The 26,113-nt window shown below is 69.8% G+C and carries 23 protein-coding genes; 3 read left to right on the top strand and 20 right to left on the bottom strand.

Features of this window, described 5'->3' with window-relative positions:
• Positions 1–12: 12 nt before the first annotated feature.
• Both AC3A3J_RS08825 and AC3A3J_RS08820 read right to left on the bottom strand, forming a co-directional pair.
• Positions 13–1,632: an ABC transporter substrate-binding protein gene (locus tag AC3A3J_RS08825; protein WP_487671925.1), complete on the bottom strand. Its 1,620-nt coding sequence runs from the start codon at positions 1,630–1,632 to the stop codon at positions 13–15.
• On the bottom strand, positions 1,632–2,840 hold the full coding sequence (locus AC3A3J_RS08820; protein ID WP_487671924.1) for a dipeptidase: 1,209 nt from the start codon (positions 2,838–2,840) through the stop codon (positions 1,632–1,634). Before AC3A3J_RS08820 ends, AC3A3J_RS08825 begins: the two co-directional genes overlap by 1 nt.
• 167 nt (positions 2,841–3,007) lie before the next feature.
• Between AC3A3J_RS08820 and AC3A3J_RS08815 the strand changes: the two genes are divergently transcribed.
• Positions 3,008–4,663, top strand: coding sequence for a dipeptide ABC transporter ATP-binding protein (locus AC3A3J_RS08815; RefSeq protein ID WP_487671923.1), 1,656 nt, complete (start codon positions 3,008–3,010; stop codon positions 4,661–4,663).
• Positions 4,664–4,687: 24 nt separating this feature from the next.
• On the opposite strand, the gene rsfS is transcribed toward AC3A3J_RS08815, so the two are convergent.
• The 9 genes from rsfS to rplU all read right to left on the bottom strand — a co-directional run bounded on the left by rsfS (position 4,688) and on the right by rplU (position 11,446).
• Positions 4,688–5,065, bottom strand: coding sequence for a ribosome silencing factor (gene rsfS / locus AC3A3J_RS08810; RefSeq protein WP_487671922.1), 378 nt, complete (start codon positions 5,063–5,065; stop codon positions 4,688–4,690).
• Positions 5,065–6,306: a hypothetical protein gene (locus AC3A3J_RS08805; RefSeq protein WP_487671921.1), complete on the bottom strand. Its 1,242-nt coding sequence runs from the start codon at positions 6,304–6,306 to the stop codon at positions 5,065–5,067. The genes rsfS and AC3A3J_RS08805 overlap by 1 nt, the downstream gene beginning before the upstream one ends.
• The gene (nadD, locus tag AC3A3J_RS08800; RefSeq protein WP_487671920.1) at positions 6,303–6,905 is read right to left on the bottom strand and encodes a nicotinate-nucleotide adenylyltransferase; all 603 of its coding nucleotides are present in this window, start codon (positions 6,903–6,905) and stop codon (positions 6,303–6,305) included. Before nadD ends, AC3A3J_RS08805 begins: the two co-directional genes overlap by 4 nt.
• Positions 6,906–6,911: 6 nt before the next feature.
• A complete protein-coding gene (locus AC3A3J_RS08795) occupies positions 6,912–7,139 on the bottom strand; it encodes a hypothetical protein (RefSeq protein ID WP_487671919.1) in 228 nt (75 codons plus the stop codon).
• Positions 7,140–7,190: 51 nt separating this feature from the next.
• Positions 7,191–8,444, bottom strand: coding sequence for a glutamate-5-semialdehyde dehydrogenase (locus tag AC3A3J_RS08790; protein WP_487671918.1), 1,254 nt, complete (start codon positions 8,442–8,444; stop codon positions 7,191–7,193).
• Positions 8,445–8,473: 29 nt separating this feature from the next.
• Positions 8,474–9,256 (bottom strand): glutamate 5-kinase, encoded by a 783-nt coding sequence (gene proB, locus AC3A3J_RS08785; RefSeq protein WP_487671917.1) that lies wholly within the window; start codon positions 9,254–9,256, stop codon positions 8,474–8,476.
• The gene (obgE, locus tag AC3A3J_RS08780) at positions 9,253–10,752 is read right to left on the bottom strand and encodes a GTPase ObgE (protein ID WP_487671916.1); all 1,500 of its coding nucleotides are present in this window, start codon (positions 10,750–10,752) and stop codon (positions 9,253–9,255) included. Before obgE ends, proB begins: the two co-directional genes overlap by 4 nt.
• 109 nt (positions 10,753–10,861) lie before the next feature.
• On the bottom strand, positions 10,862–11,119 hold the full coding sequence (gene rpmA, locus AC3A3J_RS08775) for a 50S ribosomal protein L27 (RefSeq protein ID WP_314647941.1): 258 nt from the start codon (positions 11,117–11,119) through the stop codon (positions 10,862–10,864).
• 18 nt (positions 11,120–11,137) lie between these two features.
• A complete protein-coding gene (gene rplU / locus AC3A3J_RS08770; protein WP_487671915.1) occupies positions 11,138–11,446 on the bottom strand; it encodes a 50S ribosomal protein L21 in 309 nt (102 codons plus the stop codon).
• A gap of 212 nt (positions 11,447–11,658) precedes the next feature.
• On the opposite strand from rplU, the gene AC3A3J_RS08765 reads away from it, so the two are divergent.
• A complete protein-coding gene (locus AC3A3J_RS08765; protein WP_487671914.1) occupies positions 11,659–11,925 on the top strand; it encodes a DUF4031 domain-containing protein in 267 nt (88 codons plus the stop codon).
• Here the strand turns inward: AC3A3J_RS08765 and AC3A3J_RS08760 are convergent.
• Entirely contained in the window at positions 11,890–14,352 is a 2,463-nt protein-coding gene (locus AC3A3J_RS08760) for an Rne/Rng family ribonuclease (protein ID WP_487671913.1), read from the bottom strand. The two genes, AC3A3J_RS08765 and AC3A3J_RS08760, sit on opposite strands and share 36 nt — an antisense overlap.
• A gap of 281 nt (positions 14,353–14,633) precedes the next feature.
• On the opposite strand from AC3A3J_RS08760, the gene AC3A3J_RS08755 reads away from it, so the two are divergent.
• Positions 14,634–15,248 (top strand): vitamin K epoxide reductase family protein, encoded by a 615-nt coding sequence (locus AC3A3J_RS08755; RefSeq protein ID WP_487671912.1) that lies wholly within the window; start codon positions 14,634–14,636, stop codon positions 15,246–15,248.
• 71 nt (positions 15,249–15,319) lie between these two features.
• On the opposite strand, the gene ndk is transcribed toward AC3A3J_RS08755, so the two are convergent.
• From ndk to AC3A3J_RS08715, 8 genes are all read right to left on the bottom strand, one after another.
• On the bottom strand, positions 15,320–15,736 hold the full coding sequence (gene ndk, locus AC3A3J_RS08750; RefSeq protein ID WP_314647947.1) for a nucleoside-diphosphate kinase: 417 nt from the start codon (positions 15,734–15,736) through the stop codon (positions 15,320–15,322).
• Position 15,737: 1 nt separating this feature from the next.
• Positions 15,738–16,160: a DUF4233 domain-containing protein gene (locus AC3A3J_RS08745; protein WP_487671911.1), complete on the bottom strand. Its 423-nt coding sequence runs from the start codon at positions 16,158–16,160 to the stop codon at positions 15,738–15,740.
• The gene (locus AC3A3J_RS08740; RefSeq protein WP_487671910.1) at positions 16,148–17,500 is read right to left on the bottom strand and encodes a bifunctional folylpolyglutamate synthase/dihydrofolate synthase; all 1,353 of its coding nucleotides are present in this window, start codon (positions 17,498–17,500) and stop codon (positions 16,148–16,150) included. The genes AC3A3J_RS08745 and AC3A3J_RS08740 overlap by 13 nt, the downstream gene beginning before the upstream one ends.
• Positions 17,497–20,856 (bottom strand): isoleucine--tRNA ligase, encoded by a 3,360-nt coding sequence (gene ileS / locus AC3A3J_RS08735; RefSeq protein ID WP_487671909.1) that lies wholly within the window; start codon positions 20,854–20,856, stop codon positions 17,497–17,499. Before ileS ends, AC3A3J_RS08740 begins: the two co-directional genes overlap by 4 nt.
• 247 nt (positions 20,857–21,103) lie before the next feature.
• A complete protein-coding gene (locus AC3A3J_RS08730) occupies positions 21,104–22,597 on the bottom strand; it encodes an ATP-binding cassette domain-containing protein (protein ID WP_487671908.1) in 1,494 nt (497 codons plus the stop codon).
• The gene (locus tag AC3A3J_RS08725; protein WP_487671907.1) at positions 22,594–23,406 is read right to left on the bottom strand and encodes an ABC transporter permease; all 813 of its coding nucleotides are present in this window, start codon (positions 23,404–23,406) and stop codon (positions 22,594–22,596) included. Before AC3A3J_RS08725 ends, AC3A3J_RS08730 begins: the two co-directional genes overlap by 4 nt.
• The gene (locus AC3A3J_RS08720; protein ID WP_487671906.1) at positions 23,403–24,347 is read right to left on the bottom strand and encodes an ABC transporter permease; all 945 of its coding nucleotides are present in this window, start codon (positions 24,345–24,347) and stop codon (positions 23,403–23,405) included. Before AC3A3J_RS08720 ends, AC3A3J_RS08725 begins: the two co-directional genes overlap by 4 nt.
• Positions 24,348–24,379: 32 nt before the next feature.
• Positions 24,380–25,993, bottom strand: coding sequence for an ABC transporter substrate-binding protein (locus AC3A3J_RS08715; RefSeq protein WP_487671905.1), 1,614 nt, complete (start codon positions 25,991–25,993; stop codon positions 24,380–24,382).
• Positions 25,994–26,113 lie beyond the last annotated feature (120 nt).

Below are 26,113 nucleotides of genomic sequence, written 5' to 3'. Positions count from 1 at the left end.
AGAGTGGGCGGTTTACTCGGCCGGGTACGCGCTCGCCAGGGAGAGCGGGTTCACGATCGAGAGCAGCTCGCTCGGCTTCGAGATGAAGCCGGCCCATTCGTCGCTGGCGGCGAAGAACAGGTTCTGCGTGTACATGATGTTGTCGTAGACCTGCTCGTGCACGATCTTGTTCGCCTCGCGCATGATCTCGATCTTGTCGTCCTCGTCGAAGGTGACCATGCCCTCCTCGATCAGGGCGTTCAGCTCGGGGTCGTCGACGTGCGTGTAGTTGATCGCCCCGCCGGGCAGGTACGACAGGGCGAAGTTCGTCACCGGGTCGTCCATGATGGCGAAGTTGCCGGCGTAGATGTCGTAGTCGCCCTCGCTCGTCATCGACAGGTACGTGTTGCGCTCGGTGCCCTGCAGCTCGATGGAGATGCCGGCCTCGGCCGCGCTGTCCTTCACCATCTGCGCCCACTGGCTCGTCACGCTGTCCTGCAGCGAGTAGATGAGGCGGAACGACACGGGGAACATCCCGTCGGCATTCGCCGTGTACCCGGCCTCCTCCATGAGCTCGCGCGACTTCTCGGGGTCGAACTCGTACTCGGTGACGGAGTCGTCGTAGTACTTCGCGAGCACCGGCATGAGAGCGCTGGAGCCGGTCGACACGGCCTGGCCCTGCAGCACGACCGTGCGGATCGCCTCGTAGTCCACCGCGTGGGCCAGCGCCTGACGCACCTCGGTCTTCGCGAGATCCGGCTTCTCCATGTTGTACACCAGGTGGGCGTAGCCCAGCCCAGCGGCCTCGATCACCTGCAGACCGTCGCTGCTGCGCAGCTGCTCGACCTGCGCGGGCGGCAGGGCGTTCGCGATCACGTCGATCTCACCGCTCTGCAGCGCGAGGATCTCGGTGTTCACGTCGGGGTACACCCGGTACACGACTTCGGCGGGACCGGGCACGCCGCCCTCGACGAGCGGATAGTCCTCGACGCGCTCGAGCGTGTAGTGCTGACCGACCTGGAAATCGCTGAGGATGAACGGCCCCATCCCGACCCATCCGCCGTCGCTGCCGTCGTTCGCGAACTCGGCGATCGACCCCTGGGGCTCGAACACGTGCTGCGGCACCACCACGCCCCAGAATCCGATCTCCTCGACGATCGACGAGTCGGGCTGGGTCAGCGTGAGCTCCACACGGGTGTCGGAGACCGCGGTGGCGGTGTCGAGGTTGCCGAGCTGGCCGTAGAACGTGCCGGGCGCCTGGTCGCGCTTGACCGCGTTCAGGGTCCAGGCCACGTCCTCGGCGGTCAGCGGCTCGCCGTCGCTCCAGGTGAGGTCGTCGCGGATCTCGTAGAACCCGGTGGTGTCGTCGACGTAGCCCCAGTCGGTGGCGACGTGCTCCTCCTTCGTGCCGTCGTCTCCGATGCTGAGGAGATGCGGATACATGAGGTTGGTGATCCACGAGTCGGTGCGGCTGTTGCCCAGCACCGGGTTGAAGTTCACCACGTCGGTCGTCGTGCCGATGCTGAGCGTCTCGTCGCTCGGACCGGCGCTGCCGCCCGACTCCCCCGGCTCGGGCGCCGTGGGAGCGCACGCGACGAGACCGACCGCGAGCGCAGCGGCGGCGCCGAGTGCGAGATACCTGCTGTTCTTCATCAGACCCAGACCTCCTCGAGGACGCGCATGGTGTTGCCGCCGACGACCGCGCGGATCTCGTCGTCGGAGTAGTCGTGCTTCACGAGCCAGCCGATGATGTTGTAGAAGGCCTCGGCGGGGTTCTCGATCCCGTCGACGTACGGCTGCTTCTCGTACTCGACGTTGGCGTGGGCCTGGCCGAGCGAGAGGTTCGACGAGAACGCGTCGTGCAGACCGACGTGATCGCCGAACAGGGTGTCGGGTCCGAAGCTCACGTGCTCCAGGCCGACGAGGTCGACGCAGTACTGGAAGTGGTCCATGACCGAATCGAGGGAGTGCTTCGGGTGCTGCGGCGAGATGGTCGTGTGCGGCGCGGCCTCGATGCCGATCACGCCGCCGCGCTTCGCGCACTCGATGATGGTCTCGTCGGTCTTCATGCGGTTCGTCGGCCACAGGCCGCGCGCGCCGGCGTGCGTGATGAACACCGGGACCTTCGAGTGCCGGATCACGTCCAGACAGGTCTGGTCCCCCGAGTGCGAGATGTCGATCGCGATGCCGAGCTTGTTCATGCGCTCGACGGCGCGCTCGCCGAAGTAGGTCAGACCGCCGTCGCCGCGCTCCTTGAGCCCGCCGCCGAGCATGTTCGCCTCGGAGTAGGCGATACCCATCTGCCGCACGCCGAACCCGTAGAGCACGTCCAGCCGGTCGACCTCGTTCTCGATCATCGTCGCCGCCTCGAGCGCGAAGATGTGCGCGACGCGCCCCGTCTCGGCCGCGTGACGGATGTCCTTGATCGACTCGGCCTTGATGACGAAGTCCTGATGTGCGAGGTCGGCCATTCGCACGCCCAGGTCGAACAGCACGTCCTGGTATTTCCAGCCCGCGTCGCTCGAGATGCAGCAGGTGCCGTCCATGCCGTTGTCGAAGACCGCCGTCAGACCCGAGCGCGAGAGTCCCTGGTAGCCGGTGGGTTCGCGACCCTGGCGGATGTGGTCGCGCAGCTCGCCCATGTCCTCGGGGAAGACCTGGACGTGCTCGTGGAGGGAGATCACGGTCTCCTCCCGCAGCAGGCGCTCGGTGCGCTCCTTCTGCGCGTCGCTGAGCTCGAGGCCCTGGTAGGCCGGCACGCGACCGATCTGCGCCGCGTAGCGGAACTCGCGGTAGTCCTTGCCTGCCTCCAGGTACTCGTAGGCGGTGTACCCGGTGTAACGGTCTGCTGGTTCGAGCACGGATGCGCTCCTTCGTCTCGGTGGTGAGGTGACTCCGCCGGCCGTCGGCGGGAGAGTTCCTCGAATCTCACAGATTTCGGCGCGAACGTCAACTGTTGTGATGATTTTCGGCTGAGATGTTTCTTGTTCGAAACAATTCAGAGAGATTTGCTGGCATGATGGCGTCTATGGAGAACACGCCCGCCACCGATCCCGCTCCCGTCCTCGACGTGCAGGGCCTCACCGTGACGCTCTCGTCCGACGGCCGCCGCAACCGCGTGGTCGACGGCATCGACCTCGCGGTCCACCGCGGCGAGGTCTTCGCCCTGCTCGGCGAGTCCGGGTCGGGCAAGTCGATGACCGCCCGCGCCGTCATGGGGCTGCTGGCGAAAGACGATGTCGACGCGGCACGGCTGTCGCTCAACGGCGTGGACCTTCTCGAACTCTCCGCCGAGGAGCACCGTCGTCTGCGCGGCGTGCAGGTGAGCCTCGTGATGCAGGACGCCCTCTCCGCCCTCAACCCGGTGTTGAGCATCGGCGATCAGATCATCGACCTCATCCGCGCGCATCGTTCGTCGACGAGGCGCGCCGCCGAGGCGCGGGCGGTCGAGCTGCTGACGCTGGTGGGCATCCCCAGCCCCGAGAAACGCGTGCACGACTACCCGCATCAGTTCTCGGGCGGGCAGCGCCAGCGCATCCTCATCGCGATGGCGATCGCGCTCGAACCCGACCTCGTCATCGCGGACGAGCCGACGACCGCCCTCGACGTCACCGTGCAGGCCCAGATCCTCGACCTGCTGCTCTCGCTGCGCGATCGCCTCGGCATGGGCGTGCTGCTCATCACGCACGACCTGGGCGTGGTCATGGAGGTCGCCGACCAGGTCGCCGTCATGCGCGCCGGGCGGATCGTCGAGGCGGGAAGCGCCGATGCGGTGCTCACCGACCCCCAGCATCCGTACACCCTGCAGCTGCTGAACTCCCTCCCTCGCGATGTCAGCGCCGCCGTCGAGGCCGAGGGCGAAGCACCCATCCTCGAGGGTCGGGGCCTGGAGCGCACGTTCCGTTCGGGTTCCGGCCGTCGCGCGCATCGCGTCGCGGCCGTGGCCGGCGTCGACCTCGCGCTCCGACGCGGCGAGATCCTCGCCGTCGTCGGCGAGTCCGGCAGCGGCAAGTCGACGCTGGCCCGGATGCTCGTCGGGCTGGACTCCCCCGACGCCGGGACGCTCCGTTACCGCGACCAGGACGTCACGCGCGGGCGGCTGAAGGACCGCAGGGTTCTTCGACGCGGTGTGCAGATGGTCTTCCAAGACCCGTATATGTCGCTGAACCCCCGGATGACGGTGCAGCAGATCATCGCCGAACCGCTCGCCGCCACCCGCTCGGGCACCCCCGCGAGCCGGCGCGCGCGCGTCGCCGAGCTGCTCGAACTGGTCGGGCTGACCCCGGAGATGGGATCGCGCTTCCCCCACCAGTTCTCCGGCGGGCAGCGTCAGCGCATCGGCATCGCACGTGCGCTCGCGCTCGACCCCGACGTGCTGGTCTGCGACGAGCCGGTGTCGGCGCTCGACGTGTCGATCCGAGCCCAGATCATCGACCTGCTGTGCGACCTGCGCGCACGTCTGGGCATGTCGATCGTCTTCATCGCGCACGATCTGTCGCTCGTGCGGCACATCGCCGACCGGGTCGCCGTCATGTACCACGGCGACATGGTCGAGGTCGGCGAGACGGAGGCGGTCTACCGCGACCCGCAGCATGAGTACACGCGGTCGCTGCTGTCGGCGATCCCTCCGCAGACGCGCGCCGAGCGCGGGATGCTGCAACGACGCACCCGCCTCACGGCGTGACCGGACGGGGACCGCCCGCGCGGCTCACTCCCCCGCGACGGTCTCCGGCACATCGATCGGCACGACGGGGCAGTCCTTCCAGAGGCGCTCCAGGCCGTAGTACACCCGCTCCTCCTGGTGGAAGACGTGCACGATCAGGTCGCCGAAGTCGAGCAGCACCCAGCGGGCCTCGGCGCGGCCCTCGCGGCGGACGCGCTTGTGCCCGGCCTCGATCAGGCGGTCCTCGACCTCGTCGGCGATCGCGGCGACGTTGCGCTCGCTGTTTCCGGTGACGAGCAGGAAGATGTCGACGAGCGGCAGCGGCTCCGACACGTTCAGGGCGACGAGGTCCTCACCGCCCTTGGAGACGGCTGCGGCCGCCGCGATCTGGAGCATGCGGTCGGCGGTTTCAGGTGATTGCATCAGAACACATTCGTGGTGAAGGCCACCCCGAGGGCGACGGCGAGAGCGAGCGCCAGGCCGCCGGCGACGATCGCCAGGACCAGCATGAGTCGGTTGCCCTTCTCGGGCGCGGGGGGCCGGATGATCTCTCCGGCGGGCTTGATGGTGCTCACCGCGGAGCTGGCGGCGATCGGCGTGGGCGACGACGCCGCTGCCAGTTCGCCGTCGATGAGCACGGCATCGACGTCCTTGCCGTCGGCGACGCCGTGGGCATGACCCTGCGATCCGAGGCCACGGGGAAGTTCGTACGATCCGGTGACGAGGATCTCGCCCGTGGATGCCACGGGGCCCGAGAGCGAGCCCTCGCCGGGCGACGGGGTGAAGATCAGCGCGTTGGGCGCGGTGTGCGAACCGGTCGAGTCGCCCGAGGCGATCAGGTCGTCGAACGACGGCGTGAAGGAGGGACGCTCCTGCTCGAGGACCGCCTCGCCGAATGCCGGGTTGACGACCGGCGTCTCGCCCTCGGCGAGGGGCTCGTCGTCGTCATCCCCCGCCTCGACCAGATCGTCGGTCTCGGCCGTCTCGAAGCCGAGCTCCTCGACCACGTCCGCGGTGTCTTCGTCCGTGTCGGCGGCACCGGCGTCCTCGGCGACCGCGTCGTCGGCGGTCGATGCGGATCCCTCGACGAGGACCGCCTCGACCGGCGTCTCGCGCGACGCCGTCGCGGCGTCCGAGGCACTGACCGGGGTCGCGATCAGCTGCTCGTCGGCGTCGTCGTCGGTGTCGTCGTCGATGTCGTGGTCGATGTCATCGGCCGCCTCGGCGCCGCCGGTCGCGCCGTTCGTCGACGTCGGCGCCGCGAAGGTGGGCACCTCGGAGACGACCGCGGGCTGCTCCTGCTCGGTCGCGTCGACGACCGGGACCGACGCCGTGCGGATGCGCTCCTGCTCGCGCGCCTGGCGGCGGGTCAGCGGTGCCACCCCGGGCGCGTCATGGCCCGCCGGGGTCTTCGCCGCGGCGGCTTCGTCTTCGGCGGCGGCGCCGTCGTCGTCGGAGGACGCGCGGTCGATGTCGGCAGCGCGGGCATTCTCGTCACCGGGCGAGAATGCGTCGGTCGTCTCGACCGCTGCCGGTTCCGCGACGGGCTCCTGCGCAGCGGCGGCCATCTCGTCGGTGATCACCGGGGTTGCGCCGGTCTGCCGCGCCTCTCGCAACTGCTTGCGCGTCAGCGGACCGTTCCCCTGCTGATCCGATGTACTCATGCCTTGCTCCGATACAGATGATGCTTCGCGATGTACTGGACGACCCCGTCGGGGACGAGGTACCACACCGGTTGATCCTCCCGGACCCTCTCCCGGCATGCGGTCGACGAGATCGACAGGGCCGGCACCTCGAGCTGGCTCACGTTGTCGCTCGGGAGGCCGTCGGTGCTCAGGACGTGTCCTGGCCGCGAGACCGCGACGAAGTGGGCCAACTCCCACAGTTCATCATGGTCTCTCCAACTGAGAATCTGCGCCACGGCATCGGCGCCCGAGATGAAGAAGAGCTCGGCGTCGGGCCGCTCGCGTTTCAGATCGCGCAGCGTGTCGATCGTGTAGGTGGGTCCGGCCCGGTCGACGTCCACGCGGCTCACGGTGAACCGGGGGTTGGAGGCGGTCGCGATCACCGTCATCAGGTAGCGATGCTCGCTGGGGGTGACGTCGGACTTCTGCCACGGCCGCCCCGTGGGGACGAAGACGACCTCGTCGAGATCGAAGGAGTGCGCCACCTCGCTCGCCGCGACCAGGTGCCCGTGGTGGATCGGGTCGAAGGTCCCGCCCATCACGCCGATGCGCGGAGCGCGCGAGGTCGCGGTCTCCATGGTGCCTTAGTGGCCGTGCCCTGCCGCCTCGTGGCCGTCCTTGCCGTGCTTCGCGGCCCAGGCATCCGCCTTGGCGGAGTGACGGTTGGCGACGTGGCGGTACGACAGCGTCACGAAGCCGAGGAACGCGAAGACGATCGCCGCGATCACGCCGAAGATCAGCGTTTCGAGGGCCACGTTGCCGTGGTGCTCGGTTTCGGCGGCAGCCATCGCGACCTGTGCGATGAGATTCATCGTTTCTCCGTTTCGTGACCTGACTCGGTGCAGCGCTTCCCAGTCTAGCCCTCAGCCGCGCGTCTGCCCCGACCCACGCGCCAGCCACTTCGTGCTGGTGAGCTCCGAGAGGCCCATCGGGCCGCGGGCGTGCAGCTTCTGCGTCGAGATGCCGACCTCGGCTCCGAATCCGAACTCGGCCCCGTCGGTGAAGCGGGTCGAGGCGTTGGCCATCACCACCGCGGAGTCGACCTCGGCGAGGAAGCGCTCGATGCTGCGGGCATCCGTCGAGACGATCGATTCGGTGTGCCCCGTGCTGTAGCGGCGGATGTGGTCGAGGGCGTCGTCGAGCGAGTCGACCACCTTGATCGCGATCTCCAGACCGAGGTACTCCGTCTTCCAATCCTCTTCGGTGGCGGGGATGACGCTCGCGACGAGGCCGACCACCATGTCGTCGCCGTGGATCGCAACGCCTTCGCTCTGCAGCTCGCTGGCGATCAAGGGCACCAGGCGCGGCGCGGCCTGGCGGTGCACGAGCACCGTCTCGACCGCGTTGCACACGCTCGGCCGCTGCACCTTCGCGTTCATGACGATGTTCGTCGCCCAATCGTCGGGAGCCGACTCGTCGAGGAAGATGTGCACGTTGCCGGCGCCGGTCTCGATCACGGGCACGGTCGACTGCGTCACCACGGTCTCGATGAGGCCGGCGCTCCCCCGCGGCACGAGCACGTCGATGTAGCCGCGGCCCTGCATGAGCGCCGTGGCCCCCTCGCGGCCGAAGTCGTCGACGGTCTGGATCGCCTCCGGGGTCACCCCCGCCGCGACGAGGGCCTCGCGCATGACCTCGACCAGCACCGTGTTGGACTCCCGGGCCGCGCTGCCGCCGCGCAGCACCGCGGCGTTGCCGGAACGGAGCGCCAGGGCCGCGATGTCGACGGTCACGTTGGGCCGGGCCTCGTAGATCGCGCCGACGACGCCGAAGGGAACCCTGACCTGCTCGAGCACAACGCCGTTGGGCATGCGATGCCCGCCGACCACGCGCCCGACCGGGTCGGGAAGCGCCGCCACCTCGCGCACGGCGGCGGCGAGGGCGGCCACGCGCTTCTCGTCGAGACGCAGCCGGTCGATCAGCGACTCGCCGATCGCGTTCTCCCGTCCGCGCTCGATGTCCACCGCGTTGGCCGCGATGACGCGTTCAGCGCCGCGCTCGAGACCGGCGGCGATCGCCTCGAGCACGCGGGCCTTGTCGGCGCTCGTGAGGGCCGCCGTCGCACGGGAGGCGTCCTTCGCGCGCTCCAGGCGCGCCTGCGGGGTCTGGTCGGTCATCCGCCCAGTCTAGAGGCGCGTGCGCGCCCTCAGAGTGCGGGTTCGAACCACGTTCCGATGCTCTCGCCGGCCAGTGCCCGACCCACCAGATCGGCGCTCGTCACGAGCACGCCGATACCGGATGCGGCGGCCAGACGCGCGGCCGAGACCTTCGTGGCGGCACCGCCGGTGCCGACGCCGTTGACGACCGTGGCCCCGAACTCCAGACCGCCGAGGTCGGCGTCCGCGGCGATCACGTCGAGCGGCTGCGCCGAGGGATCGGACGGCGGCTTGGTGTAGAGCGATTCGATGTCGCTGAGCAGCACGAGGGCGTCGGCCTCGATGAGCTGGGCGACGAGAGCCCCGAGCCGGTCGTTGTCGCCGAAGCGGATCTCCTGCGTCGCGACTGTGTCGTTCTCGTTCACGATCGGCAGCACGCGCAGTCCGAGCAGACGCTCCATCGCACGGCGGGCGTTGCTGCGCGAGGTCGGATTCTCGAGGTCGCCCGTCGTGAGCAGCACCTGTCCCGCCACGATGTCGAAGGGGCGCAGCGCCTCCTGATACCGGTAGACGAGGATGTTCTGCCCCACCGCGGCCGCGGCCTGCTGCGTTGCGAGGTCGGTCGGTCGCTGATCGAGGCGCAGGAACGGGATGCCGGAGGCGATCGCTCCGGAGGAGACGAGCACCACCTCGGCGCCGCGGGCGTGCGCTTGTGCGAGCGCCTCGACGATCACCGGGATGCGCCATGCCGCATCGCCGCTGATCGACGACGAACCCACCTTCACGACGATGCGGGACGCGGTCGCGAGATCGGCGCGCGAGCGCGTGGTCACTCGTCGTCCTCGCGGGTGGCGAGACGGCGCTCCTCTGCTTCGGCCCGAGCCGCTGCCTTGGCATCCATGCGCTCGTAGTAGTGCTCGCGGCGCTCGGACGTGGTCCGTCGCGAGTTCGGGGCGAGACGCGGGTCGGTGCCTCGCGGCGCCGTCATGAGCTCCGCGGCGGAGGTCATGGTCGGCTCCCAGTCGAAGACGATGCTGTCACCCTCGCCGATGACGACCGTGGAACCCTGGACGGCTCCGAGACGGAACAACTCGTCCTCGACGCCAAGCTTCTCGAGCCGGTCCGCCAGATACCCGACGGCCTCCTCGTTCTGGAAGTCGGTCTGCTGCACCCAGCGCACGGGCTTCTCCCCGATGATGCGGTACACGTTGCCGTACGTGCCGCCCTCGACGCGGATCGTGAACTCCTTCTTCGACCCGCGGGGGCGGATGACGACACGCTCGCGCGGCGTCTCGTCGGCGGCCTGCTCGGCCCGATGCTTCTCGACGATCTCCCCGAGCGCGAAGGTCAGCGGGCGCAGTCCCTCGTGCGAGACGGTGGAGATCTCGAACACCCGGAACCCGCGCTCCTCGAGCTCGGGGCGCACCAGCTCGGCGAGGTCGCGCGCCTCGGGCACGTCGACCTTGTTCAGAGCGACGAGCTGCGGGCGCTCCAGCAAGGGCGTCTGGCCCTCCGGCACTTCGTAGGCCGCCAGCTCGGCGAGGATGACATCGAGGTCGGAGATCGGGTCGCGTCCCGGCTCCAGCGTGGCGCAGTCGAGCACGTGCAGCAGCGCCGAGCATCGCTCGACGTGCCGCAGGAACTCGAGCCCGAGACCGCGACCCTCGCTCGCACCCTCGATGAGGCCGGGGACGTCGGCGACGGTGTAGCGCGCATCGCCGGCCTGTACGACGCCGAGGTTCGGATGCAGGGTCGTGAAGGGGTAATCGGCGATCTTCGGCCGCGCCGCCGAGATCGCACCGATGAGGCTCGACTTGCCGGCGGAGGGGTACCCCACGAGCGCGACGTCGGCCACGGTCTTGAGCTCGAGCACCACGTCGCCCTCGAACCCGGGGGTGCCGAGCAGCGCGAAGCCCGGGGCTTTGCGCTTGGGCGTCGCGAGAGCCGCGTTGCCGAGACCGCCCTGCCCGCCCTGCGCGACGACGAATCGCTGGCCGGGCTCGATCATGTCGACGAGCACCTCGCCCTCGGGCGTCTTCACGACCGTGCCCACGGGCACGGGGAGCTCGAGCGTCTCGCCCGCGTATCCCGAACGGTGGTCGCCCATGCCGAAGCCGCCGTTCGGCGATGACCGGTGCGGCGAGTGGTGGTACGACAGCAGCGTGCCGGTCTGCGTGTCGGCGACGAGCACGATGTCTCCGCCGTCTCCGCCGTTACCGCCGTCGGGGCCGCCGAGGGGCTTGAACTTCTCGCGGTGCACCGAGACGCATCCGTTGCCGCCCTTACCTGCACGCAGATGCAGCGTCACGGTGTCGACGAACGTGACCATGTCTCGGTCTCCTTGATTGAAGCTTCCCGCCCTCCGGTGCCGGAGGGCAGATACACGGACGGGGCGAGCCGAAGCCCGCCCCGTCCGGAAGTCGTGTGCTGTGCGAGTGTTACTCGCCCGCAGCGACGATGTTGACGACCTTGCGGCCGCCCTTCGCACCGAACTGCACGGCGCCGGCAGCGAGGGCGAACAGCGTGTCGTCGCCGCCACGGCCGACGTTCACACCGGGGTGGAAGTGCGTGCCGCGCTGACGGACGATGATCTCGCCAGCGTTGACCTGCTGGCCGCCGAAGCGCTTGACGCCCAGTCGCTGTGCGTTGGAGTCACGACCGTTACGGGTCGAGCTCGCGCCCTTTTTGTGTGCCATGTCCTGGTCTCCTCGGTCTTACTTGATGCCGGTGATCTTGACGCGCGTGAGCTCCTGGCGGTGGCCCTGACGCTTCTTGTAGCCGGTCTTGTTCTTGTACTTCTGGATGACGATCTTCGGGCCGCGGAGGTTGCCGATGACCTCAGCCGTGACCTTGACCTTCGCCAGAGCGTCGGCGTCGGTGGTCACTGAGGTGCCGTCGACGAGCAGCACGGCGGGCAGCTCGATCTTCTCGCCCGAGGCAGCCTGAACACGGTCGAGCTGAACGATCGTGCCGACCTCGACCTTCTCCTGCCGCCCACCGGCGCGCACTACTGCGTAAACCACTTCATACCTGTTTCGTTGGGGAGCTCGAGGCTCCGAGAATCTCACGGGAAGACTGTTGCTTGCATGCACCGCGGGGCGGCGGGTGCGAAGGCAAGACTTTCCGCTTCGGCCGACGAGGTCGACGCGGCTTACGCACCAAGGGACTACTTTACCGGATGCCGCCGCTCCTCGCAAAGCGAGCCGGGCGGCGCGCCGCGTTCTAGGCTGGCGGGGTGACCGTTCTCGTCGACGACCCCGTCTGGCCCGCCCACGGACGGCTGTGGGCGCACCTCGTGAGCGACGAGAGCCTCGAGGAGCTGCACGCGTTCGCCCGCCGCAACGACCTGCCGGCCCGCGCCTTCGACCGCGATCACTACGACGTCCCCGAAGAGAGCATCGACCGGCTCGTGGCCGACGGCGCCCGCCGCGTGGGCGGCAAAGAGCTCACGCGGCGGCTAATCGCCTCAGGACTCCGGGTTCGCGGGCGCGACCGGCGCTGACGACTCGCCGTTCACCGACACCGGAGTCCCGGTGAGGGCCGCCGTGCTCACCCGACGCCGCCCGCGGCCCTGACCGGGCGCTTTCGGCTCGGGCAGCGCGTCGAGGACGGAGTCCAGCAGTTGCTCGGCGGGGCTGCGCGGCGCGCTCTTGCGCTCTCCCCCGCGCTTCTTGCGCGGTTTCTTGGCGCGCTCGGGCGCGTCGGCCGGAGCGGCGGTGTCGACGACGGGTGCCTCGGCCGGCGCATCCTCCGTCTGGCCACGGGTGGAGGCGGCGATCTGCGCGAGCGCGGACTTCGCCCCCTCGGGGATGCTGTGCGTCACGGGCGCCGCAGGCGCACTGCTCTGGTTCTGGTTCTGGTTCCCGCCGCGCTGGCGACGTCCTCCGTTGCCGTTCCCGTTGCCGTTCCCGTTCCCGTTGGAGCGGTGCTTGACGACCGGATCGTGGTGCACGATCACACCCCGACCGGCGCAGACCTCGCACGCTTCGCTGAACGTCTCGAGCAGGCCGAGGCCGAGCTTCTTGCGGGTCATCTGCACGAGTCCGAGCGAGGTGACCTCGGCGACCTGGTGCTTGGTGCGGTCGCGGCTGAGGCACTCGATCAGGCGGCGCAGCACGAGGTCGCGGTTCGACTCGAGCACCATGTCGATGAAGTCGACGACGATGATGCCGCCGATGTCGCGCAGGCGCAGCTGACGGACGATCTCCTCGGCTGCTTCGAGGTTGTTCTTCGTGACGGTCTCTTCGAGGTTGCCGCCCGAGCCGACGAACTTGCCGGTGTTGACGTCGACCACGGTCATGGCCTCGGTGCGGTCGATGACCAGCGAGCCGCCCGAGGGCAGCCACACCTTGCGGTCCAGAGCCTTCTCGATCTGCTCGGTGATGCGGAACGCGTCGAAGGGATCGGTCTCGTCCTCGTAGGCCTCGACGCGCTCCAGCAGGTCCGGCGCAACGCCCTCGAGGTACGCGCGGATCGTCCGCTGCGAGTCCTCGCCCTGGATGAGCATCTTCGTGAAGTCCTCGTTGAAGACGTCGCGGACGATCTTCACCAGCAGATCGGGCTCCGCGTGCAGCAGCGCCGGCGCCTGCTGCGTCTCGACCTGCGTGCGGATGTGCTCCCATTGCGCGGTGAGGCGCTGCACGTCGCGGGTGAGCTGATCCTCGGTGGCGCCCTCTGCGGCCGTGCGCACGATGACACCGGACGACTCCGGCAGCACCTCCTTGAGGATGCGCTTCAGTCGGGCCCGCTCGTTGTCGGGGAGCTTGCGGCTGATGCCGTTCATCGACCCGCCGGGCACGTAGACGAGGTAACGGCCGGGGAGCGAGATCTGGCTCGTCAGACGGGCACCCTTGTGGCCGACGGGGTCCTTCGTGACCTGCACGAGAACACGGTCGCCGGGCTTGAGCGCCAGCTCGATGCGGCGCGGCTGGTTGCCGGTCTCGACGCCGTCCCAATCGACCTCGCCCGAGTAGAGCACGGCGTTGCGGCCTCGTCCGATGTCGACGAAGGCGGCCTCCATGCTGGGCAGCACGTTCTGCACGCGGCCGAGGTACACGTTGCCGATGAGCGACGCGTCCTGGTTGCGGGCGACGTAGTGCTCTACGAGCACGCCGTCCTCGAGGACGCCGATCTGCGTGCGGCCGTTCTTCGAGCGCACGACCATCTTGCGGTCGACCGACTCGCGGCGCGCGAGGAACTCTGCCTCGGTGACGACGGGGCGACGGCGACCGGCATCGCGGCCATCGCGGCGGCGCTGCTTCTTGGCCTCGAGGCGGGTCGACCCCTTGATGGCCTTGGGCTCGGTGATGTACTCGACCACGCGCTGGCGCTGACGGGGCTCGCGCTGCTCGCGCGGCTCATCGGCGTCCTGACCGCCGCGACGACGACGACCGCGACGGCCGCCTTCGCTGTCGTCGAATTCGCGATCCGCGGGGGCGGAGTCGCGTCCCGGTCGCGCCGGCAGCGGCACGATCTCGGGTGCGTAGAAGTGCAGCCTGGTCGACACCTGCGACACGAAGACCTCGGGCAGCAGACCCAGCGAGACGGCGGTGACCGGTGCGGGCTTCGCCGGCTCGGACTCCGCCGCGGGCTTCTCGGTCTTGGCGGCCTTCTCAGCCTTCGCGGACTGCTCCTCGGCCGGGGCGGGCTCCTCCGCCGACGCGGGCTCCTCCGCCGACACGGGCTCCCCGGCCGACGCAGGATCCTCGGCCGGTACAGACTCCTCTGCCGACACGGGCTCCTCCGCCGATGCAGGCTCCCCCGCCGACGCGCCGTCGTCCTGCGGCAGGGCCTCCGGCACGGCGGCGTCGGTCGTCCCTTCGGATTCGTCCGACCCGGCCTCGGGAGCCGTGTGCTCCGTCAGCTCTTCCGCGGCGTCCGCCGGGAAGTCGAGAGTAGGGGCGTTGTTGTCATTGTTCTCATCGGCCATCTCTGGCGTACTCCCTGCACGTGCACCGAGGGTGCTCCGTGAAATCTCGTGCAGCACCCGCGGGTGCCGCGAACTCATTCGAAGTGCGGCCGGCTCGTGGCTCTGGTCGCGAGGGGCATGGGCCCCGAAGTCTGCGTCGATGCGCGTCCCGGCTGGGCCGGGCACCGCATCACAGGTCATTATCGCACCAAAGGGCCCTGATTGCGGCATCCGCATTGCTCGCGCGCTTTTCTCCGGCCCGTTCTCGTCGCATCCATAGCCGTCACTGAGATAATCCCCAGATGAGCGAGCAGCGCCCCCGCCCCGTCGTCTACGCCGTCTGGTTGATCATCGCGAGCGTGATCGGATGGTTCGCCGCCTTCCAGCTCACGGTCGAGAAGTTCGCCCTGCTGCAAGACCCCGACGCGGCGCTCTCCTGCGACCTCAGCGCGTTCATCCAGTGCGGCAAGAACCTCGGGTCGTGGCAGGGCGAGGTCTTCGGCTTCCCGAACCCCCTGCTCGGCCTCACCGGCTGGATGGCCCCTCTGGTGGTCGGCGTCGCGCTCCTCGCCGGGGCCCGCTTCGCGCGCTGGTTCTGGGCACTCTTCGGCGTCGGCATCACGTTCGCGTTCGGCTTCGTCTGCTGGCTCATCTCGCAGAGCATCTACGACCTGATCGTGCTGTGCCCGTGGTGCATGGTGACCTGGGCGGTGACCATCCCGACGTTCTTCGCCACGATGCTCCACCTCACGCGCAACGGCACGTTCACGTCGTCGGAGAAGGCGCAGGCGCGTGCAGACAAGCTCATGGTCTGGGTCCCGCTCGCCACGATCGTCGCCTACGCGATCATCGTCGTCATGGCACAGACGAAGGGCATCGACTTCCTGGGCGAGATGGCCCGCATCGTCTTCGGCTAGGTCGGCGGAGCGCCGACACGACGAGAGCCCGCCCCCAGGAGGAAGGGGCGGGCTCTCGTCGTCAGAGGAGCTCAGCCGAACCAGATGCCGAGCTCGCGCGCGGCCGACTCGGGGCTGTCCGAGCCGTGCACCAGGTTCTGCTGCACCTTGAGACCCCAGTCGCGACCGAAGTCGCCGCGGATGGTGCCCGGGGCAGCGGTGGTCGGGTCGGTCGTGCCGGCGAGCGAGCGGAAACCCTCGATCACGCGGTTGCCCGCGAGACGGATCGCCACGGAGGGCCCCGAGAGCATGAACTCGATCAGGGGCTCGTAGAACGGCTTGCCGGCGTGCTCGGCGTAATGCGCGGCGAGCAGGTCGCGGTCGGGGTCGACGAGGCGGATGTCGACGAGCGCGTAGCCCTTCGCCTCGATGCGGGCGAGGATCGCGCCGGTGAGGCCGCGTGCCACACCGTCGGGCTTGACGAGGACGAGGGTTTCTTCGGTGGCCATGTCATTCACTCTCTGTCTGAGTCTCGGTCGAGGGCTCGGCGGGGCGTCGTGCATCCAACCGGGCCCCCATGATGGTCGCATACGCCCACATGCCGCCGAAAATCAGGGCGACGAGCAGGATGGCGGGAACGAAGAACGCCGACAGCGCCACGATGGCCTGGATGGTCCATCCGGCGTTGATCGCCCAGGGGCGGGTGATCAGACCGGCCACCACGATGCAGGCGAGTCCCACGACGCTCCCGCCGACGATCCCCCACCACTGCGGCACCTCCTCGGGAAGCGAACGCAGTCCGAAGATCGTCAGGCCGGCGAGGAAGACGACGATCGCCTCGAAGCCCAGCACGACCGGCGCGAGTTTCTGCGTCAGGGTGCGCGGGGCGCGGGCACGGCGCGGCGCGCCGCCCGCGGCACTCACGCGCGCCATCCCGACTTCCAGTCCTCGTCCTCCGCGAGCGCGATCGCCTCACCGGCGAGCACGACGGAGCCCGCGATCACGACGGCGCGGCGATCGTTCGAGGCCGCCCATTCGCGGGCCGCGTCGGCGGCATCCGCGAGCGAGGGATGCACGGTCGCTCGCTGTCCCGCCTGCTCGACGAGGTCGGCGATCGCGTCGGCATCGCTGGCGCGGTCCGAGTCCGGTGCGGTGGCGAAGACGTGCGCGGCGGCCGGCGCGAGCCGCTCGACGATGCCGGCGGCGTCCTTGTCGGCGAGGATGCCGAGCACGAGGCCCCACTCGTCGAAGTCGAAGCTGTCGTCGAGCGCCTGGGCGAGGGCGGCGGCGCCGTGCGGGTTGTGCGCGGCATCCACGACGACGGTCGGGGCGATGCCCACGAGCTGCAGCCGACCGGGCGAGGTCGCGCCCTGCAGGCCCTCCGACATGATGTCGTCCGCGATGCGCTGGCCGCCGCCGCCGATGAGCGACTCCACGGCCGCGACGGCGAGGGCGGCGTTGTGCCCCTGGTGCGCACCGTAGAGCGGCAGGTACTCCTCGACGTAGTTCCCGGCGAGTCCGCGGATCGTCAGCAGCTGCCCGCCGACCGCGAGCTTCTGCTCGGCGAGACCGAAGTCCTCGCCGTCGAAGGCGATCGTGGCACCGCGCTCGGCCACGGCCGCGCGCAGCACCTCCACCGCCTCGGCCGGCTGCTGGGCCGACACCACGGCCGCGCCGTCCTTGATGATCCCGGCCTTCACGCGCGCGATCTCGGCGATCGTGCTACCCAGGCGGTCGGCGTGGTCGATGTCAATGGGGGCGAAGACCGCCACGTCACCGTCGGCGGTGTTCGTCGAGTCCCACTCGCCCCCCATGCCCACCTCGAGCACGAGCACGTCGACCGGCGCATCGGCGACCGCCACGAAGGCCAGCACCGTGAGCAGCTCGAAGAACGTGAGCGGCTCCTCCCCTGCGGCCTCCAGCTCGGCATCGACGATCCCGACGAACGGCTCGATCTCGTCCCAGGCGTCCGCCACGGCCTCGTCGGCGATCGGCTCGCCGTCGATCATGATGCGCTCCGTGAAACGCTCCAGGTGGGGGCTCGTGAACAGTCCGGTGCGCAGCCCGTGGGCGCGCAGCAGACTCTCGATCATCCGCGCCGTGGAGGTCTTGCCGTTCGTGCCGGTGATGTGCACGACACGGTAGGTGCGCTGCGGGTCGTCGAGGAACGCGAGGATGCGCGCGGTGCGCTCCTTGCGAGGCTGGACCCACCGCTCCCCCGCCCGTGCGAGCAAGGTCTCGTAGACGGCATCAGCCCTGTCGCGCGCGCTCATTCGGCTCCTCCGATCCGGCTGACCGCGATCGTGAAGGCGTCGCGATTCGCGTACGTGCCCTTCGCGATCTCGGCGGTGAACTCCGCGTCCTGCAGCGCCGCGTCGCCGCGCAGCAGGGCGTGCTCGACGGCGAGGGTCTCCCCCGCGACGTCGGCGGTGTCGAAGGCGGATGCCACGGCGGCCGCATCGTCGACGCTCTCGAACTTGAGCCACAGGCGGATCCGGTCGCTCACGTCGAAGCCGGCGTTCTTGCGCGTCTCCTGCACGGCGCGGATGACGTCGCGGGCCAGGCCCTCGGCCTCCAGCTCCGGTGTCGTCCGGGTGTCGAGCAGCACGAAGCCGCCCGTCGGCACGATCGCGAGCGCCTCGCCCTCCGGCCGGCCCGTCGTCTCGAGGACCAGCTCGTACTCGGCCGGCTCGAGCGCGATGCCGCCCGCCGTCACGACCCCGTCACTCTCGCTCCAGTCGCCGTTGCGCGCCGCCTGAATCGCCTTCTGCACGTCCTTGCCCAGGCGGGGACCAGCGGCGCGAGCGTTGACACTGAGTCGGTGGTCGATGCCGTAGTCGGCGGCCGTCGTGTCGGTGACGGCCACGAGCTCGACCGCCTTCACGTTCAGCTCCTCGCGCAGGATGTCCTCGAACTGTCCCAGTGACGCGGCCATCGGCGACACCACGGTGAGCCTCGCCAGAGGCAGACGCACGCGCAGCTTCTCCTTCTTGCGCAGCGCGTTGCCCACGCTCGACAGCTCGCGCACCGCATCCATCGCGTCGCGGATCTCGTCGGCGTGCGGGAACGCGGCGTCGTCCGGCCAGTCCTGCAGGTGCACGCTGCGGCCGCCCGTCAGCCCCTGCCAGACGCGCTCGCTGACGAGCGGTACAAGCGGAGCCGCGACGCGGGTGAGCGTCTCGAGCACCGTGTAGAGCGTGTCGAACGCCTCGCGGCTCTTCGGATCGTCGGTGACGCCCACCCAGAACCGGTCCCGCGAACGACGGATGTACCAGTTGGTGAGCACCTCGGCGAAGTCGCGCAGACGGGACGATGCCGTGGTCGAGTCGAGCCCCTCGAGGTCGGCGCGCACCTCGCGCACGAGGTCACCGAGACGGGCGAGGATGTAGCGGTCGAGCACATCGGTCGAGTCCGTGCGCCATGACGCCTCGTACCCGTCCGACCCCGACGCGTTCGCGTACGTCGCGAAGAAGTACCAGGAGTTCCAGAGCGGCAGCAGGAACTCGCGCACGCCGGAGCGGATGCCCTCCTCGGTGACGGCGAGGTTGCCGCCGCGGAGGACCGAGCTCGACATGAGGAACCAGCGCATCGCGTCGGACCCGTCGCGGTCGAGCACCTCCGAGACGTCGGGGTAGTTGCGCAGCGACTTCGACATCTTGTAACCGTCGCTGCCGAGCACGATGCCGTGGCAGCTCACCCCGGTGAAGGCGGGGCGGTCGAACAGCGCCGTCGACAGCACGTGCATGACGTAGAACCAGCCGCGCGTCTGCCCGATGTACTCGACGATGAAGTCGGCGGGGGCGTGCGAGTCGAACCACTCCTGGTTCTCGAACGGGTAGTGCACCTGCGCGTAGGGCATCGACCCCGAGTCAAACCAGACGTCGAACACGTCCTCGATGCGGCGCATCGTGCTCTTGCCGGTGGGGTCGTCGGGGTTCGGGCGGGTGAGGTCGTCGATGTACGGGCGGTGCAGATCGACCTCGCCCTCCGGGTTGCGCGGCAGCGTGCCGAAGTCGCGCTCCAGCTCCTCCAGCGAGCCGTAGGCGTCGACGCGCGGGTACTCGGGGTCGTCGCTCTTCCAGATCGGGATGGGGGAACCCCAGTAGCGGTTGCGGCTGATCGACCAGTCGCGCGCGCCCTCCAGCCACTTGCCGAACTGGCCGTGCTTGACGTTCTCCGGGACCCAGGTGATCTGCTCGTTGTTCGCGAGCAGGTCGTCCTTGATATCGGTCACCCGGATGAACCAGCTCGACACGGCCTTGTAGATGAGGGGGTTCCGGCACCGCCAGCAGTGCGGGTAGGAGTGCTCGTAGCTCTGCAGCCGCACGAGGCGGCCCCCGTCGCGGATGATCCGCACGAGCGGCGTGTTCGCCTCCATCCACAGCTCGCCGGCGACGTCGGTCACGGTCGGGAGGAAGCGCCCGCCGTCGTCGAGCGACAGGATCGTGGGGATGCCCGCGGCGCCGGCGACGCGCTGGTCGTCCTCACCGTAGGCCGGGGCCTGATGCACGATTCCGGTGCCGTCGCCGACCGTGACGTAGTCGTCGACGAGGATGCGCCAGGCGTTCTCGGTGCCCCAGGTCTCGGCATCCGCGTAGTAGTCGAACAGACGGTCGTAGGTGACGTCCTGCAGCTCCGAGCCGCGCACGGTGGCCTGCACGGCGGCGAGCGCCTCCTCGGCACTGTCGTATCCGAGGTCCTTGGCGTAGCCGCCGAGCAGTTCGCGGGCGAGCAGGTAGCGGTGCGCGGACGCCTCGACGGCGGCGTCCTCGCTGCCGGCGGCCTGATGCACGTCGGCCGCGCCGTTCGGCCCCGCGGGAACGACGACGTAGTCGATGTCGGGCCCCACGGCGAGCGCGAGGTTCGTGGGGAGGGTCCACGGCGTCGTGGTCCAGGCGAGGGCCCGCACCGCGGTGAGTCCGAGCGCCTCGGCCTTGGCGCCGGTGAGGGGGAAGGTCACCGTCACCGACGGGTCCTGACGCATCTGGTAGACGTCGTCGTCCATGCGCAGCTCGTGGGCGCTGAGCGGGGTCTCGTCGCGCCAGCAGTACGGCAGCACGCGGTAGCCCTCGTAGGCCAGGCCCTTGTCGTAGAGCGTCTTGAACGCCCAGAGCACGCTCTCCATGTACCCGAGGTCGAGCGTCTTGTATCCGCGCTCGAAGTCGACCCAGCGGGCCTGCCGGGTGACGTAGTCCTCCCACTCGCGCGTGTACGCGAGCACCGAGCTGCGGGCCTTCGCGTTGAAGACGTCGATGCCCATGGCTTCGATCTCGCTCTTCTCGGTGATGCCGAGCTGCTTCATCGCCTCGAGTTCGGCGGGCAGACCGTGCGTGTCCCAGCCGAAGACCCGGTCGACCTTGTGGCCGGTCATCGTCTGGAAGCGCGGGAACACGTCCTTGGCGTAGCCGGTGAGCAGGTGGCCGTAGTGCGGCAGTCCGTTCGCGAACGGCGGGCCGTCGTAGAACACCCACTCGGGCGCGCCCTCGCGCTGCTCGACGGAGGCGCGGAAGGTGTCGTCGGTCTTCCAGAACTCGAGGATCTCCTCCTCGATCTGCGGGAAGCGGGGGCTCGGCGCCACAGAGGCGGCCTGATCGGCGGCGGGTCCGAAGGAGGAACGCGGGTAGGTCATCGTGTCTCGCAGTGGTCGTCGTGGGTTGCTGCGAGGACGATCCGTGCGGACCGCGGTACCACCCCGCGTGCGCTGCCACCCGTTCTGGGTGGTCGCGCCACTCTCACTGCGGCTGTGACGGGCCTGCCCCGCTCGGTTCTACTGGGCCCGGGGGCCGTTCTTCCGAGAGCTCCCCGGTGATGGCCGGATCGATGCTCGTGTTCCCAGTGTACGCGCCCGCACCCCGCGCCGGATCCTGCAGGTCGGGTCAGGGGCGGGAGGCCGCGAGGAGCTCGCGGGTGAACGGATGCTGCGGCGCGGCGAAGACGTCGGCCACGACGCCGTGCTCGACGATCCGCCCGTCCTGCAGGACGATGACGTCGTCGGCCACCGCACCCACGACATCGAGGTCGTGCGAGACGAACAGCATGGTGAGGTTCCGATCGCGTTGAAGCCGGAGCAGCAGCTGGAGGACCCGTTCACGCACCGAGGGGTCGAGCGCGGACACCGGCTCATCGAGTACGAGAACGTCCGGCTCGGCGGCGAGCGCCCGCGCGATCGCCGCCCGCTGGCGCTGTCCGCCGGAGAGTGCCGCGGGCAGACGGTCGGCGAGGCCCGCATCGAGGTCGACCTCGGCGAGCAGCTCGCGCACCCGGGCGGAACGGAGAGCGCGCGGCACTCCCCCGGCGGCCAGAGCCTCCCGCAGTGAGCGTCCGACCGTCCACCGCGGGTCGAACGCCCCGAGCGGGTTCTGGTGCACGAACTGCACGCGATGCGCGCCGTGCCAGCGCACCTCGCCGGCATCCGGCCGTTCCACTCCGAGGATGATCCGCGCCAGGGTCGTCTTGCCCGATCCGGACTCGCCGACGATCCCGAGCGTGCGCCCCGCGCGCACCTCGACGTGCGCGTCGACGACCGCCGGCACCCCGTCGAACGCCTTCGCCACTCCCTGCACCGTGAGGACGGGCTCCGAGAGCACGGGACGGGTGTCGCGCGGCGCGTGGAGGGTGGCCGCGATGAGCTGACGGGTGTAGGGATGCTGCGGGTCGCCGAGCACCGTGTCGACGGGTCCCTGCTCGACGACCTCGCCCGCGCGCATCACCAGCACCCGGTCGGCGATGCGGCGCACCGCCGCGAAGTCGTGGCTGATGAACAGCACCGCGGTCCCCTCGTCGGCGATGTCGCGCAGCAGGTCGAGGATGCGCGCCTGCACGGTGGCGTCGAGCGCGGTGGTGGGCTCGTCGGCGACCAGCGCGGCGGGGTCGGCAGCGAGCGCCGAGGCGATGAGGGCGCGCTGGCGCAGGCCGCCCGAGAGTTCGTGCGGGAACTGCCGCGCGCGCCGCTCCGGCTCCGGCATCCAGACGCGCCGCAGCAGGTCGCGCACGCGGTCGCGCAATCCGGCGCCCCCGCGTCCGTGCACCCGGAGGGGTTCCGCGACCTCGGAGCCGATCCGCTGCAGCGGATCGAGGGCGACCAGGGCGTCCTGCGCGACGAGCGCCACCGCGTCTCCGCGCAGGCGGCGCCAGGAGCGCTCGGTCGCGCCGCGGACGTCGACCCCGTCGACGCGCAGCACATCGGCGGTGACGATCGCGCCCGGCGGGTGGAGTCCGAGCAGCGCCCGCGCCGTGAGCGACTTGCCCGCACCCGACTCCCCGACGATGGCGACGCACTCCCCCGGCGAGACGGTGAGCGAGAGCCCCCGCACCACTTCGGTGCCGCGGATGCCGATGCGGACGTTCTCGACCTCGATAGCGGCGGTCATCGCTCTCTCCCCTCCGCTCGGGCGCGCAGCAGGCGCCCCACGACGGTCGCCGCCACGACGGTGAGCGTGATGGCGACACCCGGGAACACCGAGATCCACCACGCCTGTCCGAGCACGTTGCGGCCCCCGGCCAGCATGAGGCCCCATTCGGGGGTCGGTTCGCTCGGTCCCAGTCCGAGGAAGCTCAGACCGGACGCCGCGAGGATGCTCGATCCGATGCCGATGGTCGCGAGCACGCTCAGCGCTCCGACGACGCCCGGCAGCACGTGGCGTCGGAACGCCGCGCCGCGGGGGACGCCGAGGATGCGCGCGGCCTCGACATGCTCGGCGAGACGCAGCGTCCGTGTCTGCACACGTGCGAGGCGGACGTACACGGGCGCGGCGGCCAGGGTGACGGCGACCGCGACATTCACGGGCCCGGGGCCGAGGACGGCGATCACGACGAGGGCCACGAGGAACTCGGGGAAGGCCATGAGCACGTCGTTGACCCTCATCAGCGCGACGTCGATCCACCGCGGCGCGATCCCGGCGAGCGCGCCCACGGCCAGACCGATCACGAGCGCGATCGCCGTGGCGAGCAGACCGATGCCCACCGAGCGACCGGCGCCGAACACGACCCTCGAGTACACGTCTCGGCCGCTCTGATCGGTGCCGAACCAATGCTCGGCGCTGGGCGGAAGCAAAGCGCCGCGCACATCGGTGAGCACGGGGTCGTGGGTCGCGAGGAGCGCGGGGAACGTCGCGGCCAGCAGCACGAGCGCGAGCACCGCGACGGCGGCTCCGAGCAGCGCTCGCCGCCCGGCGGTCACCGCGCCCTCCGCGTCGATGCGGTGCGCAGACGGGGATCGAGGAGCGGATGCACGAGTTCCACCGCCACGTTGACGACCACGAACACGAGGGCGCTGAGCAGGATGATCCCCGTGATGACGGGGAGGTCGCGGTCGCTGATCGCGGCAAGGGTGACCCGGCCGAGACCGGGCCGCGCGAACACCTGCTCGACGAGCACCGCCCCGCCGAGCACCGAGCCGGTGAGATACGCGGTCAGGGTGATGGCGCTCGACGCGCCGTGTCGGAGTCCGTGCCGCAGCGTGAACCAGCCGGGTCCGGCACCGCGGGCGCGGACCGTCTCGGCGAAGGGCAGTCGTTCGGCCTGCACGAGGCCGTCCCGCAGCACCTGTCCGAGCAGAGCGGCCACCGGCAGGGCGAGGGTGACCGCAGGAAGGACGAGGGTGGCCGGGTTGCGCGCCCCCGACACGGGGAACCACCCCAGCCCGAACGCGAAGACGCTCAGCAGCACGAGACCGATCCAGAACACCGGTGACGAGAGCACGACGAGCTCGACGCCGGCGGCGATGCCGCGTCCCGTGTCGCCGCGCACGAGCAGCGCGACCGCCAGGGCGAGCAGAATCGCTATGACGAGGGCCAGGGCCGAGAGTTGCAGGGTCGCGCCGAGCTGGCGCCCGATCACCTCGGTCACCGGCATCCGCAATTGATACGACTCGCCGAGGTCTCCGCGCAGCAACCCGGCGAGGTAGTCGAGGTACTGCTGCAGCGGCGGGCGATCGAGACCGAGCTCGGCGCGGATGTTGTCCTTGACCGCGTCGCTCACCTGGGCCTGCGGGCCGAGCATGACCGACACGGGGTCGCCGGGGATCACCCGGAATGCGAGGAACGCCACGGTCGCGGCGCCCCACAGCACGACGACCACGGAGGCGGCGAGACCGGCGATCCGCACGAGCGCAGCCTTCACCGCTCTCCCTCCACGCCGTGTCGACCTCCGGGTCAGCCGACCGTCACATCGTAGAACAGCGGTCGTCCGTACAGGTCGTACTGAAGCCCATCGACGCGCTCGCCCACCGCGGTGATCGCCGACGGGCTGTACAGGGGCACGATCGCGGTGTAGGTCGCGTTCCACTCCTGCAGCTGCGTGTAGATGTCGTCGCGCTGGGTCTGGTCGCTGGTCGCGACGGCCGTCTCGAGCAGATCGTCGATCGCGGGGTCGGTCACCTGCGAGGCGTTCTGGAATCCGTCGGTGTGCAGGTGCGAGCGCAGGAAGTCGGGGTCGACTCCCGAGAAGCCCCAGTCCGTGAGGTCGAAGGTCTTCGGCTCGTACTGCTCGTTGTACGCACCCGGCTCGAGAACCTCTCGCTCGACCTCGAAACCGACCTTCTTCAGATCGGACTGGATCGCGTTCGCGAGAGCGGCCCGGTCGTCCGGCACAGGGGTCCACGCGATCCAGCGCACGGAGAGCCGCTCGCCGTCCTTCATGCGGATGCCGTCGGCGTCGCGCTGAGTCCAGCCGGCCTCGTCGAGGAGTCGGTTCGCCTCGTCGGGGTCGAAGGCCCAGGTGCCCTCCACGTCGGCGTCGTAGCCGGGGGTGGTGGAGCTGAGCACGCTCCACGCACGGGGGAACTGTCCGAAGAAGATCTCCTCAACGGCGGCGTCGACATCGATGCCGCGTGCGAAGGCCTGGCGCACCTTCTCGTCGGCGAACACGCCGTACTTCTCGTTGAGGTACAGCGAGTACGGCAGACCCGGGTACTCGATCGAGTCGACGGTGATGCCGTCGCCGAGGTCACCGGCGAGGTTCGGCGGGATGTTGCTCGCGAGGTCGGCTTCGCCGCTCTTCACGACGCCGGCGCGCACCGACGCCTCGGGCTGGATCTCGACGCGCAGCGTCTCGACGGCGGGAGCATCCTCGCCGTGCGGCCCCCAGGCGTAGTCGTCGTTGCGCGTGTACACGATCTCCTGGTCGGGAGTGTACTCGGTCAGCTCGTACGGGCCCGTGCCGACCGTGATGCCGGGACCACCGGCCTTGAGCTGGTCGGCCGACTCCTCCAGCACCTTCGGCGAGTAGAAGCCGAGCTGCGGGGTGCTGGCCGCCTGCAGGAACGGAGCATAGGGCTGGGTGAAACGCACCGTCACCGTGTGGTCGTCGACGACCTCCGTGCCCGCATAGAAGTCGGCGCCCATCATGCTCGCGGCCTGCGCCGACGCCGTCTCGGGGTCGACGATGCGGTCGAAGTTCGCCTTGACGGCGGCGGCGTCGAACGGCTCTCCGTCGGTGAACGCCACGTCGTCGCGCAGGGTGAAGGTGTACGCGGTGCTGTCGTCCGACACGCTCCACTCGGTGGCGAGCCAGGGCGAGAACGTCCCGTCCTCCTCCTGGAAGACCAGCGAGTCCAGCACCGCCCGCTGCACCATGCCCGAGACGTCGAGCTGGCTGACCTGAGGGTCCATGTGCCCGGCCGAAAGGTTCGCGCCCTCGATCAACCAGACCAGCTCGCCCCCGTCGCCGCTGTCGCCGCCCGATGCGGAGCAGGCGCTGAGCGCCAGAGCGGTGGCGGCGAAGAGGGCCGCCGCGGGCAGGAGACGGCGCACGGATGCAGCAGGCATGAGGGTTCCTCGAGACGATCGGGCGGGGGTTCCCCCAGTCTACGGCCGATTCTTGGACGCAGTCGATCTGTCCGTCGATCCGACGATCCCACCCCCGCCGGGCCCGCTCGATAGACTGGT

Source organism: Microbacterium sp. Soil_N32, from assembly GCF_057655505.1.
The sequence above is the reverse complement of the archived record's forward strand: the minus strand, read 5'-3'. Positions and strand labels throughout refer to the sequence as shown.